The 14,556-nt window shown below is 53.3% G+C and carries 17 protein-coding genes; 3 read left to right on the top strand and 14 right to left on the bottom strand.

Annotated elements, in window-relative coordinates:
* Window positions 1-84: 84 nt before the first annotated feature.
* Window positions 85-1,533, top strand: a complete 1,449-nt coding sequence (locus tag CUN67_RS02760) for a PLP-dependent aminotransferase family protein (RefSeq protein WP_208713906.1) — start codon at window positions 85-87, stop codon at window positions 1,531-1,533.
* Here CUN67_RS02760 and CUN67_RS02755 read toward each other — a convergent pair.
* From CUN67_RS02755 to CUN67_RS02740, 4 genes are all read right to left on the bottom strand, one after another.
* A complete protein-coding gene (locus CUN67_RS02755; protein ID WP_208713905.1) occupies window positions 1,523-1,963 on the bottom strand; it encodes an RcnB family protein in 441 nt (146 codons plus the stop codon). The two genes, CUN67_RS02760 and CUN67_RS02755, sit on opposite strands and share 11 nt — an antisense overlap.
* Before the next feature lie 173 nt (window positions 1,964-2,136).
* On the bottom strand, window positions 2,137-3,315 hold the full coding sequence (locus tag CUN67_RS02750; RefSeq protein WP_208713904.1) for a serine hydrolase domain-containing protein: 1,179 nt from the start codon (window positions 3,313-3,315) through the stop codon (window positions 2,137-2,139).
* A gap of 136 nt (window positions 3,316-3,451) precedes the next feature.
* Window positions 3,452-4,237 (bottom strand): MetQ/NlpA family ABC transporter substrate-binding protein, encoded by a 786-nt coding sequence (locus tag CUN67_RS02745; RefSeq protein ID WP_208713903.1) that lies wholly within the window; start codon window positions 4,235-4,237, stop codon window positions 3,452-3,454.
* Window positions 4,238-4,246: 9 nt separating this feature from the next.
* Window positions 4,247-5,269: an isopenicillin N synthase family dioxygenase gene (locus tag CUN67_RS02740; RefSeq protein ID WP_208713902.1), complete on the bottom strand. Its 1,023-nt coding sequence runs from the start codon at window positions 5,267-5,269 to the stop codon at window positions 4,247-4,249.
* A 234-nt stretch (window positions 5,270-5,503) separates the two neighbouring features.
* Here CUN67_RS02740 and CUN67_RS02735 point away from each other — a divergent pair, with 234 nt between their 5' ends.
* A complete protein-coding gene (locus CUN67_RS02735; RefSeq protein ID WP_208713901.1) occupies window positions 5,504-6,178 on the top strand; it encodes a YecA/YgfB family protein in 675 nt (224 codons plus the stop codon).
* 123 nt (window positions 6,179-6,301) lie between these two features.
* On the opposite strand, the gene CUN67_RS02730 is transcribed toward CUN67_RS02735, so the two are convergent.
* Together CUN67_RS02730 and CUN67_RS02725 are read right to left on the bottom strand one after the other, a co-directional pair.
* Window positions 6,302-7,351 carry a DUF1176 domain-containing protein gene (locus CUN67_RS02730; RefSeq protein ID WP_208713900.1) on the bottom strand — a complete coding sequence of 350 codons (1,050 nt, stop codon included), beginning with the start codon at window positions 7,349-7,351 and terminating at the stop codon, window positions 6,302-6,304.
* A gap of 81 nt (window positions 7,352-7,432) precedes the next feature.
* Window positions 7,433-8,323: a LysR family transcriptional regulator gene (locus CUN67_RS02725; RefSeq protein WP_208713899.1), complete on the bottom strand. Its 891-nt coding sequence runs from the start codon at window positions 8,321-8,323 to the stop codon at window positions 7,433-7,435.
* Between the two features lie 90 nt (window positions 8,324-8,413).
* Here CUN67_RS02725 and CUN67_RS02720 point away from each other — a divergent pair, with 90 nt between their 5' ends.
* Complete coding sequence (locus CUN67_RS02720; RefSeq protein WP_208713898.1) at window positions 8,414-9,193, top strand: NAD(P)H-dependent oxidoreductase; 780 nt, start codon at window positions 8,414-8,416, stop codon at window positions 9,191-9,193.
* A gap of 9 nt (window positions 9,194-9,202) precedes the next feature.
* On the opposite strand, the gene CUN67_RS02715 is transcribed toward CUN67_RS02720, so the two are convergent.
* The 8 genes from CUN67_RS02715 to CUN67_RS02680 all read right to left on the bottom strand — a co-directional run bounded on the left by CUN67_RS02715 (window position 9,203) and on the right by CUN67_RS02680 (window position 14,547).
* Window positions 9,203-9,532 carry a DUF1493 family protein gene (locus CUN67_RS02715; RefSeq protein WP_208713897.1) on the bottom strand — a complete coding sequence of 110 codons (330 nt, stop codon included), beginning with the start codon at window positions 9,530-9,532 and terminating at the stop codon, window positions 9,203-9,205.
* A 107-nt stretch (window positions 9,533-9,639) separates the two neighbouring features.
* Entirely contained in the window at window positions 9,640-10,509 is an 870-nt protein-coding gene (locus tag CUN67_RS02710; protein ID WP_208713896.1) for an AraC family transcriptional regulator, read from the bottom strand.
* Between the two features lie 106 nt (window positions 10,510-10,615).
* On the bottom strand, window positions 10,616-11,593 hold the full coding sequence (locus CUN67_RS02705; protein WP_208713895.1) for a nucleotidyl transferase AbiEii/AbiGii toxin family protein: 978 nt from the start codon (window positions 11,591-11,593) through the stop codon (window positions 10,616-10,618).
* A complete protein-coding gene (locus tag CUN67_RS02700) occupies window positions 11,586-11,981 on the bottom strand; it encodes a DUF6088 family protein (protein WP_208713894.1) in 396 nt (131 codons plus the stop codon). The genes CUN67_RS02705 and CUN67_RS02700 overlap by 8 nt, the downstream gene beginning before the upstream one ends.
* 101 nt (window positions 11,982-12,082) lie before the next feature.
* The gene (locus CUN67_RS02695; RefSeq protein ID WP_208713893.1) at window positions 12,083-13,039 is read right to left on the bottom strand and encodes a nickel/cobalt transporter; all 957 of its coding nucleotides are present in this window, start codon (window positions 13,037-13,039) and stop codon (window positions 12,083-12,085) included.
* A gap of 73 nt (window positions 13,040-13,112) precedes the next feature.
* Window positions 13,113-13,451, bottom strand: coding sequence for a DUF1493 family protein (locus CUN67_RS02690; protein WP_208713892.1), 339 nt, complete (start codon window positions 13,449-13,451; stop codon window positions 13,113-13,115).
* A complete protein-coding gene (locus tag CUN67_RS02685) occupies window positions 13,445-13,903 on the bottom strand; it encodes an STM2901 family protein (RefSeq protein ID WP_208713891.1) in 459 nt (152 codons plus the stop codon). Before CUN67_RS02685 ends, CUN67_RS02690 begins: the two co-directional genes overlap by 7 nt.
* A gap of 203 nt (window positions 13,904-14,106) precedes the next feature.
* Window positions 14,107-14,547 carry a hypothetical protein gene (locus CUN67_RS02680; RefSeq protein ID WP_254711373.1) on the bottom strand — a complete coding sequence of 147 codons (441 nt, stop codon included), beginning with the start codon at window positions 14,545-14,547 and terminating at the stop codon, window positions 14,107-14,109.
* Between the last annotated feature and the right edge of the window lie 9 nt (window positions 14,548-14,556).

Genomic DNA, 14,556 nt, shown 5'->3' with positions numbered 1-14,556 from the left:
AAGTGTGAACAGCAGATTGCCACTTTGCTGGCTCGTTAAAAAGCGCCACAATCAGACTTATTGATAGATCCACGTGAGCGCAGCATGGACACCTTTGATCTCAGCACCCTGCTCCTGGCCCCATTGCGTTGCGATGATGCCTTAACCCTGCAACAACAGCTTTTTCAGCGCATCCGCCAGGCGATTCTGGCCGGTAAACTGCCGGCAGGAACACGCCTGCCCGCCACGCGCCAGCTGGCGTCTGAACTACAGGTTTCGCGTAACACGGTCATTGCCGTCTGGGCACAGCTACAGGCAGAAGGTTTTCTCACCAGCGATCGCCAGGGTAGCCACGTCAGCCCCCTCGCGCAGTTACCGCCGCACTCCCCCACCCCGGCAAACGACGGAGAAATCAGGGTGGCAGCACGCGTGGCACAGCTGCGTTCTTCTCATCGCACGCTGCACCAGGAGATGGCTCTGCGCCCCGGCATCCCGGCGTTATCGCACTTCCCACTGGCTCAGTGGCGACGGGCATTTAATCGTGTGATGCTGCACCAGCCGCAGGCGCTGATGGGTTATGGTGATCCTCTCGGGGAGCGAACGTTACGTGAGGCGCTGGCACAGCATCTCGCACTGGCGCGCGGTGTACGCTGCACGCCCGAGCAAATTGTTATTACCGAAGGTGCACAACAGGCCCTGTCATTGTGCGTACTGCTGTTGAGTAATCCCGGCGACATCGGCTGGGTGGAGGAACCGGGCTATCGCGGGGCCAAAGCCGCCATGCGAGCGGGCGATATGCGCATCGAACCCGTCGCCGTTGATGCCCAGGGGTTGGCACCCCAGCCGGAGGACTGGCAACAACGCCCGCCGCGTCTGATCTACACCACACCAACCCACCAGTATCCCACCGGCGTGGTGATGAGTGCGCCACGCCGTCTGGCATTACTGGCTGCCGCAACACAGCATCAGGCGTGGATCATTGAGGACGACTACGACAGCGATTTTCGTTACAGCGGCGAACCGATTGCGGCGATGCAGGGTATGGCCGCGCAGACACCGGTCATCTACGTGGGATCGTTCAGTAAAACGCTGTTTCCTGCCCTGCGTCTGGGTTTTATGGTGCTACCCGCGCAACTCTTGCCGCATTTACGCCCGGCGCTGCATGAATTGCTGCGCGGCGGCAATCGCCCGGAGCAGCAGGCGCTGGCACACTTCCTGCGCAGCGGTGATTTCAGCCGCCATCTCAGCAAGATGCGCCGTCTGTATCGTCAACGCCAGGCCACCTTACGCGCCGCATTAATACAACAATTCGGGGCTAAGGTGTCGTTACTCGGCGGAGAATGCGGGATGCATCTGGTGATGCGGCTGCCGACAGCCTGCACAGATATCACGCTGGTCGATCAACTGATAAAAACGGGTTATGCACCGGGAGCGTTATCGGGATTTTATCTGGGCGAGGAAAAACAGCAGGGACTGGTGCTGGGGTATGGCAACACCAGCACCAGTCAGATCGGCAACGCAGTGGCGCAGTTAGCGCGCTTACTTAGCCTTTGAAGAAAATGTCACCCGATTTACCCATCACGATCTTGCCGGTATCGTTGGTGATCAGGATGTAGTTGGCGTTGATATACGCCCAATGGGTATTCTCCTGCGGTGCCGGCAGATGACGCGGCTGCCATTCAGCAATGATGTAGGATTTACCACGATATTGATCCGGCACCACATCGCCGACTTTGTACTCTTTATAGTCGATCACGATGGTGGTCAGATCGTAATTATTCGGTGCCGCAGGCTGTGCTGGGGCAACAGCTGCCGGAGCGTCGGTAACCGGAGTCTGGACCTGCGCGTCCGGTGCGGTTTGTTCCACCTGCGGTGGTGTGGGTACGTTATCAGTTTGCTCGCCTTCGGCCAGCGCGGCGGGCGTCAGGGTTAACGAGCCCAGAAAAAGTCCTGCAGAAAGAAGTACAGCGTGAGTCCTGCGCATGGTGATTTCCACTCTGGTTGATTATTACCGGTTCAATGTACTGACAAGTGCAGAACGCGGAAGGTTCCCCGGTGCGTTTTGCACCCCGCAACCTGCGCGTCAAATTTCGCCCGACAGCATACAACAGCCATCGCGCTTTTCCGCTAAGCAAAATTGCAAGCAACCATGTTACATCAGGGCTGGCGATCCCCGGATGCCAGATTCCTGAGCAACGCAATGCCGAGATAGTTGCTCCAGTTAAACGCATTTTGCAGCACCACAATCGCGTTGCCGTTGTGCTGATCAAAACCGATAAAGCTGGAATAGCCGCCAATATAACCCACCTGATACGTGATTTTCTGCTCACCATAATGATCGGTAACCCAGGCGATATTCTGTGACTGATTGCCGTGCTGCTGATAAGCCTGCCCAACCTGCGCGAAGGCCTGATTAATGGCCTGATCGGGTGTCGCGCTGAGATGCGCGCCGAGATAGCGGATCAGATCACGCGCGTTACTGTACAAACCGGCTGCCGCCATCATGTTGTTGTTAAATCGCCAGTCCGGTGTCAGTTGTCCACGGGCAATCAACTTCGGCTGGTCACCCGTATGCCCCAGCGCCCGCCAGGGAAAATTGCGCAGCTTTGCCGCTTCAAAGCTGCTGCTGGTCATCCCCAGCGGGATAAACAGGTTGCGTTGCGCGAGGCTTTCAATGTTCTGATGGCAACGATATTGCAGAATGTAGCCCAGCAAAGCGTAGCCGAGGTTGGAATATTGCGCCGTCGGCTGGTGGGGTGCACGGAAATCGGCCAGATAATCCAGCACCGCATCGCTGTCGAGGTTGCCATAGAAATTCTCACCGCTGCCGAGGTAACGCATGAATTTGATAAACATCGGCAAATCCATATCCTGTCGTGGCAGACCCGAAGTATGCGTCACCAGCTGGAGCAGCGTAATGCGTCTGGCATCGGCGCTGAGTGGCACGGTGGCAGGCAGCAAGGTTGCCAGCGTATCATCCCAGTGCAGTTCGCCACGGTTGACCAGTTCGATGATCACCTCAGCGGTAACCCCTTTACTGAGCGATCCCAGCGCAAACAAGGTGTCCGGGGTGATCGGATAGCGATGCACCGCGTCAGTGACGCCAAAGCTGTAAAACTGCGGTTCACCTCGTTGATGGATAATGGCGATGCTGATCCCTGAGACCTGCTTCTGCTGCATGTAATGCCGCACCATATCATCGACATTCTCATGGAAGGTGGCGTGCGAGAGATAAACGTCGTCACTCACCGGCGCGGAGATTTGCGACAGAGTGCCACAGGCACTCAGCAACACCACCATCACCAGCAGCGTAAACAGCCGTGAGACATGCCACATCACAATGTCATCTCAGAGATAAAAAGGAAGATCACAGGTTTTTAAGTCAAATTAAGGGGTTGGGAGAAAATCAGCGCTGATATATCCGGCGAAATATAACACAGAACCACCCGCAGGATACGGGTGGTGGCAGGAATTAAAGATGTACCGGGATCACCGAACCTTTGTACTGCTGGTTGATAAATTCAGCCGTTTGTTTTGACTCAAGATCTTTCGCCAGCTCCAGAATGCGTGGGTCATGTGCCAGTTTCGGCGTCGTCACCAGTACGTTGGCATAGGGGTTGCCCTTCGCCTGCTCCAGCGCCAGCGCGTCCTTCGACGGCACCAGACCCGCCTGCAAGGCATAGTTACCGTTGATGATCGCCAGAGTGGCGTCATCCAGCGCACGCGGCAGCTGTGGCGCTTCGATCTCAATAATCTTCAGATGATGCGGATTGTCGCTAATGTCGGCGGTGGTCACCAGCGTACTGGCATCGCCACTTCCCTTAAGTTTAATCAACCCATTCGCCTGCAACAGGTACAACGCGCGGCTCAGATTGGTGACGTTATTTGGCACCGCAACCTGTGCGCCATCTGGGATATCCTTTAATGATTTGATTTTGTGCGAATAAATCCCCAGCGGTTCAATATGTACCGTCGCGACCACCACAAACTTCTCACCCAGCGCTTTTTCCTGATCGCGCAGGTAAGGCACATGCTGGAAATAGTTGGCATCGACATCGCCACGCGCCAGCAGCTCGTTGGCATTGAGGTTGCCGTTCAGTTCGATCACTTTAAGATCGAGATGCTTATCCGTTTGTTTGATCTGGTTGAGAATTTCGCTGTGCGGCACCGGATCGGCCGCCACACGCAATGCGGCCGCCGAAGCCCATGTGGTCATCAGCGAAAATAACGCCAGTCCAGCTATCACCTTTTTATGCATATGTTTTCCTTAGTTCGATTTAACGGTATTGAGAGTGTCGGCGTAGTAACGCTGCGCGACATCGCGGTGCGATCGCAAACGCCCTTTCAGGTAATTCCAGCCCACTTCGCGAATCAGCGGGTTAGCGGGATCGCTGGTCGGCCCCTGCGCTTCAGCCGCCAGTGATGCAGGTAACTGATAAACAGGCACCTGCGCATCCAGTTGTGCGCCGAGGAAAAAGGCGATAGAGATGCGTTCTTTGCGCTCCGGTGGCGAGATCACACGATGTACCGTGGCGCGCAAATAGCCGTTGGTTGCCAGTTCCAGCAACTCACCAATATTCACCACGAAAGCACCGGGTTTCGGTAACGCATCCACCCAGTTGCCGGGGGTCACCTCCACCTGCAAACCTGGCTGTTGGTCCTGCAACAGAAAGGTCAGGAAGCCGGAGTCTTTATGCGCGCCCACTCCCTGCTGGCTCGCATCCACTGCCTGGCCGGGATAACGGATCAGTTTGACGTGTTCATTGGGATGGGTGCCGTACAGCGCATCAAAAGCATCAACAGGCAGCGAGAGCGATTTGGCAAAGGCACGCAGTAAACGCAGAGCCACCCCGGTCATCGCCTGCTGCCAGGCATAAATCACCGGACGCAACTGCGGCAGCGCCTCCGGCCACAGATTAGGCCCCTGCAGGCGCTTCCATGCCGGGTCCCCTGGCAACAACGTGAGTGCAGCCCGCTCAGCGCCAATATCAAACTGCTCACGCTGATCACGTTGCTCGCGGGTATATTCCACGCCTGCCCGGTTGTAACCACGAAAATGCGGCGAATGGATCATCGACACCCGCTGTTTTTCCGTCTCCGGTAAGGCAAAAAAGGCGCGAGTGAGGCTCTGCACATTGTGCAGCAGCTGCGTATTAATGCCGTGGTTGACCAGATAGAAAAAACCGATATCACGCGCGGTTTCCCGTAACCCGGCAAGATGTTCTGCCTGTTCAGCGGCCGGTAACTCCAGCAGAGCCAAATCCAGTACCGGCAAGGTACTCATACCCATGATAGTTGCGTCCTTTGTGCAGCAAGTTTCGGTGTTTACGCTGACATTGGTCGCGAATCAGGGCCAATAATGTTAGGCAATATGTTATGGGAAATGATTTTTAGCAGAGGTTCTGCAATGGATAGTCATAAAGTGGCAATTGATGGCTGAATCACTCTGCTTCCCGCTATAATTGCGCGTTATCGACGTTGGGCAATTCGCCCGCCAATAAGCACAGATCGCAGGAGATGCCGTATGAACCAGGGCCCGTTAACCGAGAAAGAACTGAACTGGCTGGAGGAGATGCTGGAGAAATACGGCAATGAACATTCCGTGGTGGATGTCGCCGAGCTGGATGGCATGCTCACGGCGCTGCTTTCTGGCCCGAACGACATCGAACCGAGCGAATGGCTGGTCGCGATGTGGGGCGGCCAGAAACACATTCCTAAGTGGTCCAGCGAGCGCGAAATGGATCGCTTTATGACCCTGACGTTCCAGCATATGAACGATATCGCCGAGCGTTTGAGCGAATTCCCGGACCAGTTCGATCCTTTGTTCGGCACGCGGGAGATGGAAGGCCAGGAATTCACCGTGGTGGAAGAATGGTGCTTTGGTTATATGCGCGGCATCGCGCTGGATGACTGGTCCGCCCTGCCGCAAGCCGAGCAGCCCGCACTGGATACCATCGCCCTGCACGGCAGCGAAGAGAATTTTGCTAAACTCGACGGCTTCTCACCGGAAGAGTTTGAAGCCAGCATTGAGGCGATTCGCCCGGCGGCGTTGCAACTGCATGATTACTGGCAGGAACAACGTCTTTCGCAACCTGAACCTGCGCCGCAGGTGCCGTATTTTGCCGGGGAAAAAGTGGGACGTAACGATCCCTGCCCGTGTGGCAGCGGCAAGAAATACAAGCAGTGCTGCATGAAATAACCACCATCGTAGCTACCGTCTTGAGCGTCAATCCCTGGGGCGAATAAATTCGCCCCCTACGCTTGTAGGGTCGGCATTAATGCCGACCAGGCCAATAATCGCATGGTCGCGTAGCGGCGCGATTTATCGCGCGGGTTTGACATTCGTCACCAGCGTCGGCAGTTGCCACGGGCCGCCAGCGCGAATCGCACGACACATGCCCGTCGTCGCTTCACTGCTTTGCTGGAAGTCTTTACCATCCCACACCCAGGCGGCTGTACTCCAGCAATCGCCGATACCACGTCCTTTTTGTGCCAGCGAAATCACCCCATCGCTGTAGTCTGAAGCGGAATCGGTGATCAGTTCAGGCTTCTGTTGCAGGCGTTTGTCCATCAGCCAGTAGCCATAACCTTCGTTATAAGCCCCGCGCCAGCACAGGGCGGAAATCAAGACATGGGAGCCGTCGACCGGCGTCAGCATGATAGGTTCAGCTCCAGCGGCTGGCTGATCGTCAGACGGCTCAAGATTATCGCAGCTATCATCATCGGTAAGCGAAGCGATCAACTGCGGCTTCACCGATGACAGCTCCTGTGCGCTTAACGGACGCGGCTGGGCTTTGATGACTTTGACCTGCTGAATCACCGGAGCCGCCACCGCCACCAGCGTGCTGCTCTCCGGTTTATCCCCTTTTCTGATCATCGCGCCGGGTGTACCAATACGTCCCTGCGCATCATCCATTTTCAGCAAGGTGGCAAAAGCGCCATTGCCAGACAGCTCAAACGGTTCGACACCTCCGCGAAACTCGACGGTGCCACTGCCTTTCACCGCGGTGATCACGGCCTGCGTCTGCGCTTCGGTTAAGCGCCATTCGTCGTTATCGGTCTTTTGCAGTTCACCGAGAGTATTGTCGTCGATCCACAGCGACAGCACCGCCACCGGTTTCGGTTCCTCATCCATGGTATCGGCCAGCACCACTTCCCCGCTCACAGGTGTGTCCGGACCCGCCTGACGCGTCAGCAATACCGATCCACCCGCACCTTCTTCGGTGCTATAGCCCGCTGCGCGACAGGTCAGCGTGTTGTCGCACGCCAGCTCCCAGTCTTTGTGACTATAAGAAACGCCGCTGTCGTCTGCCCACAGCGGCGCAGCCATGCTGGCAAACAGCGCGAGCGCCAGCAGGTATCGGGAAGTCATGCCATCTCTCCATAATGGTAAAGGTGGCTAGTGTGCGCAGTTTTTCGAACGGGGAGAAGTGAATTTTTAGCGAAGAGGTGACTACACCACCGCCAGCATCTGTTGCCGCAGCCACTGATGTGCCGGATCGCGCTGTACGCGTTCATGCCACATCATCAAAATATCAAATCCCGGCACCTCAATAGGTGGCTCGATAACCTGTAACTGCGTGGAGGCGCGCACCAGCCGTTCCGGCAACACCGCGACTAAATCGCTGCTCGCCAGCACTTCCAGCATAAAAAGAAAGTGCGGCACCGACAGCACCACTCGACGCGAGCGTCCAAGCTTCGCCAGCGCGCTGTCTGTGGCGGCACTGAAGCCTCCGCCGTCTGGCGAGACAATCAGATGTTCCAGCTGACAAAATTCATCCAGCGTCAGCCCCGGTCGCAACCGTGGGTGCCCCTTACGCCCGGCCAGCATGTAGCGCTCGCTAAACAGTTTGCGCTGATGCAGCGTTTCCGGGGCGTGGTCACCGGTATGGAAAATCAAATCCAGCTCGGCCTTCTCCAGCTGCTGGGCCACCATTGGCGGGTTGAGGCCGAATACCGCCACGCGACACTCCGGTGCGGCGACACGTAACCTGTTGATGGCCGGTAACAGAATCGCTGAGGACATATAATCGGTGGCAGCGATGCGCCAGGTGAGATGCGCCTTTGCCGGATCGAAATCATCCGGTGGGGCAACCGCCCGTTGCAGCGATTCCAGCGCCAGCCGTAATGGTTCCCGCAGCGCTTCAGCCCGTGCTGTCGGCAACATACCACGCGGCCCCGGCAATAAAAGTGGATCGTCAAAGATGCCGCGCAGCCGCGCCAGCTGGGCACTGACCGAAGGCTGAGTCAGGTTAAGACGCTGCGCTGCACGCGTCACGTTGAGTTCCGCCAGCAATACATCCAGCGTCAGCAGCAAATTTAGATCCAGATTTCCGATATTCATTCTGTCTATACCTGAGATACCAGCAATTGATTTCTACTATAGAAAGCCCTGCCGTACCCTGCACCTGATTTCTTCCAACAGGATTACGCCATGAATGTATTGATTGTCTTTGCCCATCCAGAAGCCCATTCACTGAATGGATCGTTAAAAGATTTCAGCGTGCAGCATCTGCAACAAGCCGGACATCAGGTGCAGGTTTCCGATCTGTATGCCATGAACTGGAAAGCGCAGCTGGATGCTGCTGACACCCTCGCCCCGCTGGTCGGTGAATATTTTCAGGCCTCTCAGGACCCGCGCTTTGCCTTTGAACATCAGTTGCAGGCGGCGGATATCAGCGCTGAACAGGAAAAACTGCGCTGGGCCGATGCGGTTATCTTCCAGTTCCCGCTGTGGTGGTTCTCAATGCCCGCCATCATGAAAGGCTGGTTTGAACGCGTGTACGCCTGTGGCTTTGCCTATGGCGTGGGAGAACATAGCGAAAACCACTGGGGCGACCGCTACGGTGAAGGCACGCTGGCAGGTAAACGGGCGATGCTGGTGGTGACCACGGGCGGCTGGGAATCCCACTACAGCCCGCGCGGCATCAATGGCCCAATTGATGATCTGTTGTTCCCGATTCAGCACGGCATGCTGTTCTATCCTGGCTTCAGCGTCCTGCCGCCGGTGGTGTTTTACCAGGTGCAGAAATCAGCGGAGACTCGCTTCAATAGCTGGTGCGATACGCTGGCCACAAGGCTGGATACCCTGGAAACCTGTGAACCCATTCCTTTCCGGCGACAGAACCACGGTGACTATGCCATTCCGGCTCTGACGCTGAAGGAGGAGATTGCACCGGGCAAAACCGGGTTTAGGGTGCACCGGGAAGGCTAATGGGCCACGCTATTCATATAACCAGCGCCCGGCCTTAGCCGACTCAATCAACATGCCCAGCGTGAAATCTGGCACCACCGGCACTTCACGCTTATTAAACGGATTAAGGATCGCGCCCAGGGATGGCTCAGGCGGGTAATAGGTTTCGATGGCAAAGGTGCCGCGCGCCACGTTGAATTCGGCAAAAAACTCTTCCATTAATGCCGCTGCTTCGTCGTCCTCAAAGTTAAGATCGCTATCAATATCAATCTGTGGCATCAGCGTTCTTTGCTTAAACAGATATACGCCATCATAACGGCGGACAAGCTCATAGATGCGCTGTTCGATGTCATCTGACATAACGTCTTTCCCCTTGCGAATTCTGATGAGTCGGTCGGCTATTCTGCCACGATATGGGCGGGACGTGTCGATAAACTCCCGACAGCACACGCCGCCGGGAGTGTCGGCTATTTCAATGGCAGATAGATGTCAGTGATGAGCTGATGCTCAGGGACGTCATGAATAAAATTCTGGTAGTGAAAGAACAACGGGAAATCACGCAGTTCTTCGCCGCTGGCGGGTAGCCAGTCCCGATAGAGCGTCCATGCACTTTCCGATAAGGCATCGTGCGAACCCAGATGACGCAGCTGCGCACAGCGTCCTGCCGGAATCATCGCATTCACCACACCGAAGGGATTATCTTCCGGAATCGGTGACGTGACCGAACCACAGATATCAAAGCGGAATGTTTCCGGTGGTGTGGTGGCGGGATCATGGGGCGCGATACCAAAAGTCTGGCTGCTGGCGATGGGGGAGAATCCCGTGGTTTTGCGCCAGGCGATAAAGCGCGCCGCGGTCTCCATAATCTGCTCCGGCAGACCGAAATGCGACAACATCGCCACCGGGGTGGTGGGAAAATCTATGATAGTGACTGGCATCCTCTCTCTCCGTTTTGGCTGTAGCGTTGGCATGCACTGGTGCCATCGGACCCAGGCGGGCTGCTGGCGGAATTCGCTCGGCGTCATGGCAAACACCTGTTTAAAAGCCCGGCTGAACGACTCGGCGTGCTGAAATCCCGCATCCAGTGCAATGTCGATAATTTTCTCGGCAGAATTAAATGCCAGCCGATATGACGCGCGTTTCAGACGCATCAACTGGATATAGCGCCCCGGCGTGATACCACAGTAGCCAGTAAACTGGCGGTGAAAATGGTACGGCGAAAAATGGGCAACTTCGCTCAGCTGTTCCAGCAGCAGCGCATCGTCCAGATGTTGATCGATATAATCGAACACCTTATTGAAGCGCTGGTGATAAGCATCCGATTTATTGGCTGACATGGCATTCTCCTTGCCGGTGACTATGCCTGAACGGGGGAGCGATTGGCCTGACGGATCTTGCGGAGTTGGTGTGAACGTAAGCTGATTATCAGCGGCGTACCATCAATTATCTATATTGGCCAATTTTATGACTCTGGATATCAAGTACATCTAATGCCGTTTGGTGGAAACAGGCATAGGCTTCGTCCCATGAAATGGGAGTATCGCCAAACACCATTGGCACAACGAACTGCTGATAGCGCTGCTTATATATTATATTTTTCTCTAACTCTTCCAACCCCATTTTCAGTTCCTGTACAGGTGATACGCGGAATTCATGATATTGATTACCGTAACGCTCAATATCTTGCTGGATACATTCATGTACAAAATGCTTTAACAATGGGACGTCAACGCCTTTTTCTCTGACAATACAGAAATTGTCATAAATATGGCGAACCAGAGATTCATCATTTTCTCGCTCGACATTGCGCACGATTGCAGCTGTACGCCTCATCATTGCTACCAGTTTTTCCGCCTGAGTGCTCTCGATGGTTACACAAGGGAAAGCCTTCGCTATATTTCCCTGTTTTGTTAAGTCCGTTAATAGAGAGCAGATATCACGGTTTTCTGACGCCTCAAGTAAAACAGCTTCTATCAATTCCAGTTTAATAAAAGGGCGTAAGCACGGAACTTGTGCATATTTCTGCGGATAACGAACAGGAATTTCCACATAACGATATTCATCACGGATGACACAAGGATAGCTTTCATCAAAGCTAAACATGCCCGACTCATCAATCAACTTATTAATTCTTTGAACAATATTTTTACGAAGATTTTTACGCTGGCTTCGCGAATGATTCTGTGTAAAACCAGGAACAGGGACCATTTTAATATCAACATCCTCTGACATCCTTTTTAAGGACATTCCTGATTTTGACAAAGCAGTTCCCCCGGCAAATACCAATTGATGAGTATCAAATACCAGGGGCTGGAGAAGTCTTAATAATTCGACGATATAATAATCTTTCTCGACAATTGCAACAGATTCAATTCCCAGCGCATCAGCAACATCAGGGAATAACTTTATCAAATCATCCATTTAATTTGCTGTTTCCCACAGATAAAGTCCTTTTAAAACGTGGTGACGTTTTGATTTCCAGAGAAGCAGGAATCTGAGTGGATTTGCCACGGTTGTAGTCATCAGACGCCCCGACCAGGCGATATTCAACCTTTAGCCGTTTCAGTGCCTCAATCACGACTGCCGCAGAACCACCTGGTGCCGCAGGCATCAACTTCCCGGTAATCGCATTTTTACGTGCTTTGGTGTAAACACCATAACCGACTTTCAGTAATTGACCTTCATTCACCAGTTCACGCAATACTCTGCCAATCTGATCGTAACCAGCCAGATCCTTGAAATCATCACGCGTGAAAACATAACGTTTTGAGCGTTTCAGCCGCGACTGAATGAGAGCTTTAATTGTCATGTTATCCTCCAACTGGTCATTTTTGCATCATAGCAAACATACGACATTTTTGACAGCAAACATACGACATCTGACTCAACCAATCTGATGCCAGAAGGCTGTCAACACCCGGCGGCGATGTAGTCCCCGTTTGGGCTGATCGGAACCACGGTGAGAAATAAAACGATGGCGAAGAGGATGATAATCAGACCTCCCACGATTCTGGCCGTCGGGACCAGCCAGCTGAGGTTTTCATTATCCCGGCTGAAGAACGTGACCGTGCGGTTACGCGCATAACGCACCGCCAGTGACAATGACAAAATGGACAACGCCGTACCTAATGACATGGTCATCACCGCCGCAATGCCCCAGCTGACAATTCCCAGCGTATTTGCAAACAGCAAAATCATAATCGCCCCGCTGCATGGCCTGGCTCCGATCGTCAGCACCACACCCAGCCGGGTTTTCCAGTCAGCGTGGCTCAGATTTGCGCCAACACCGTGCTGCCCACAGCCACAGTGTTCAGTGTGTTGATGCAGCGGCTTCAGCGCATTAATAACGATTTTCCGGGGGCGTAGCTGTTTTAACGTCTGATAAATCACAAACAGGCCGAAAGCGCCAATCAGCAGTGCACTGACTTTTTCCACATACCAGCGGCTGGTGCTGAGATCTCCCGCTGCGAGGTTAAAACCCACCGCCAGGATATAAACAAACAGGATGGCACTGCCCCCCTGCATCAGGCTGCCGAGAAACGGCACCACGCGTGCCGCGAGCAGGCTTTCTTTATTGGTGCTGAGGTAAGTGGTGATGATAAATTTGCCGTGCCCCGGCCCCACCGCATGCAGCACGCCGTAAATAAACGCACCGCCGAGCAGCCAGATTCCGCCATTGTAATCGTGGCCGTTGAGTTGCAGCAGATACGTCACCAGCCTGCGATGCAGCGAGATTTGCGTGGCAAGGCTCCACTGGAGAAATGCGCCCCAATGGGTGTACAGCGTGGTACCGAGAACCAGCAACGTCAGGATTAACAATCCTGCTGCGGGAGTCCGCCAGTCGAGGGTGAGGGAGCGAGTTGTCACGGTTTTACCTGGGTAGAGGCTGGGGATGATGGGGAGTATTTTGGCACCATAGCAGAACTTTCAACAGCCACGATTAATCGAACAACCAACGCCCTGCTTTTGCCGACTCGGCAAACATTCTGACAGTGAGGGGTTTTCTGATATGCATCATCTCAGCTTCAATCTGGCTTCTTTTGAACAACCTTTTGAATAAGGATGCCTCGACAAATGGATAATATGCTTCGATATTCATAGACGAAATATCAATACTGAATTTGTTGCTGAAATCCTCAATAACGTAGGGAAGTTCATCTGACTCCGAGTAATCCTGCAAGACAGTATCCATTTCAAGATGAATTCTTCCGCTTGTTAAGGAAAACGGGATCGATAGCTCACCTCGGAAAAATTCCAGAACGTCGCTTTCTGTTACCATATCTTGTCATTCCCTCGCGCGATGGAATTGTATTTTTGCATTGTACAGGAAGTTATCTGGAACAAATCATATGAAAGGATAACCCAGCCAACAACAGGAATGGACCTGCCAACAAATGTACTGACTTTGTGAGTCATAAGAATCTTCAGCTTGTGTGGAGGATACCCACCGACTAAGGAAGGTAACTCTTTTCCCCACGGAAACTTAGCATTGCCAAAGACTTTACGTGCAGCTTTGGAAGCATAGGACGTTCCGGGCGTAGCTCCAGCAAACTTCCCTCTTGTTGATGCAATGTTCAGCCCTGAAACAATGGCCACTATGGCCCCAAAATCATCAACTCCAAGCTGATCGGCCACCTGTTCACAGAAAATCATAAATAGCAATTCACTGGCGCTTATATTCATCCTACCAGCGTAAAAATACGTTCCGTTTAGCTGTTCTGTCGTATCCATTGCAGAAACTCCATTTCGTAGATGATTTCTTATCCTAAAATCCTGCCTGACCTGTGTCTATACCAAGGTTTAGGTAACGAGAGCTACTCACCATTGAGTTAAATGATATCGTTGATCAGCTTTACGGGCGTTTCATCTGTGATCTTAGCAGTAGCCGGTTCGGTTCCGTATAACGGGCACCGAACCCAACATCCGGCTTCGAGTTAACACGCTGGGGCTGTCGAAAAAGTCATATATGTTTTTAATCCAGGAGAACGTTTCACGCCACGCGGATCAGACAGGAAAGGAATACGCAAATGAGGTGACCTGGAAATTTTTATTGTCCATCTGACATCATCTATGAACTGAAAATAAACACTATCTTTATCTGTGGAGACATTTTCAAATGTGCCCGAAGCGTACTCACCGCCAAGGTGGACAACTTCAATAACGCCCTTATTGGAACTTAACAGGGTAATAGTCAACGATTCCTCAAACAAAACATCATCAGTGGTGAAAATAAGATATCTGTCATTATCAACACGAAAAGCTGCTTCTAATAATTTTCCGAAAACGATTATCCCCGATGGTTTTCCGTCAAAATCAACTTCCGAGCCGGTCTGAGAAAAAGCCGTCTGCCGGGTGTTTTCGAATAATGATAACATTGTGACTTG

Origin of the sequence: Pantoea cypripedii, from assembly GCF_011395035.1 — a bacterium.
Taxonomy (GTDB): domain Bacteria; phylum Pseudomonadota; class Gammaproteobacteria; order Enterobacterales; family Enterobacteriaceae; genus Pantoea; species Pantoea cypripedii_A.
Note: the sequence above shows the minus strand (reverse complement) of the source record. Positions and strands in the feature narration are given on the sequence as shown.

Bases quoted from the DNA above. Each gene is read 5' to 3' on its own strand.
- CUN67_RS02735 (WP_208713901.1), top strand. From the start codon at position 5,504: ATGAACCAGGGCCCGTTAACCGAGAAAGAACTGAACTGGCTGGAGGAG.
- CUN67_RS02680 (WP_254711373.1), bottom strand. From the start codon at position 14,547: ATGTTATCATTATTCGAAAACACCCGGCAGACGGCTTTTTCTCAGACC.
- CUN67_RS02710 (WP_208713896.1), bottom strand. From the start codon at position 10,509: ATGTCAGCCAATAAATCGGATGCTTATCACCAGCGCTTCAATAAGGTG.
- CUN67_RS02725 (WP_208713899.1), bottom strand. From the start codon at position 8,323: ATGAATATCGGAAATCTGGATCTAAATTTGCTGCTGACGCTGGATGTA.
- CUN67_RS02730 (WP_208713900.1), bottom strand. From the start codon at position 7,351: ATGACTTCCCGATACCTGCTGGCGCTCGCGCTGTTTGCCAGCATGGCT.
- CUN67_RS02690 (WP_208713892.1), bottom strand. From the start codon at position 13,451: ATGGTAACAGAAAGCGACGTTCTGGAATTTTTCCGAGGTGAGCTATCG.
- CUN67_RS02745 (WP_208713903.1), bottom strand. From the start codon at position 4,237: ATGCATAAAAAGGTGATAGCTGGACTGGCGTTATTTTCGCTGATGACC.
- CUN67_RS02705 (WP_208713895.1), bottom strand. From the start codon at position 11,593: ATGGATGATTTGATAAAGTTATTCCCTGATGTTGCTGATGCGCTGGGA.
- CUN67_RS02740 (WP_208713902.1), bottom strand. From the start codon at position 5,269: ATGGGTATGAGTACCTTGCCGGTACTGGATTTGGCTCTGCTGGAGTTA.
- CUN67_RS02760 (WP_208713906.1), top strand. From the start codon at position 85: ATGGACACCTTTGATCTCAGCACCCTGCTCCTGGCCCCATTGCGTTGC.
- CUN67_RS02720 (WP_208713898.1), top strand. From the start codon at position 8,414: ATGAATGTATTGATTGTCTTTGCCCATCCAGAAGCCCATTCACTGAAT.
- CUN67_RS02755 (WP_208713905.1), bottom strand. From the start codon at position 1,963: ATGCGCAGGACTCACGCTGTACTTCTTTCTGCAGGACTTTTTCTGGGC.
- CUN67_RS02700 (WP_208713894.1), bottom strand. From the start codon at position 11,981: ATGACAATTAAAGCTCTCATTCAGTCGCGGCTGAAACGCTCAAAACGT.
- CUN67_RS02715 (WP_208713897.1), bottom strand. From the start codon at position 9,532: ATGTCAGATGACATCGAACAGCGCATCTATGAGCTTGTCCGCCGTTAT.
- CUN67_RS02685 (WP_208713891.1), bottom strand. From the start codon at position 13,903: ATGGATACGACAGAACAGCTAAACGGAACGTATTTTTACGCTGGTAGG.
- CUN67_RS02750 (WP_208713904.1), bottom strand. From the start codon at position 3,315: ATGTGGCATGTCTCACGGCTGTTTACGCTGCTGGTGATGGTGGTGTTG.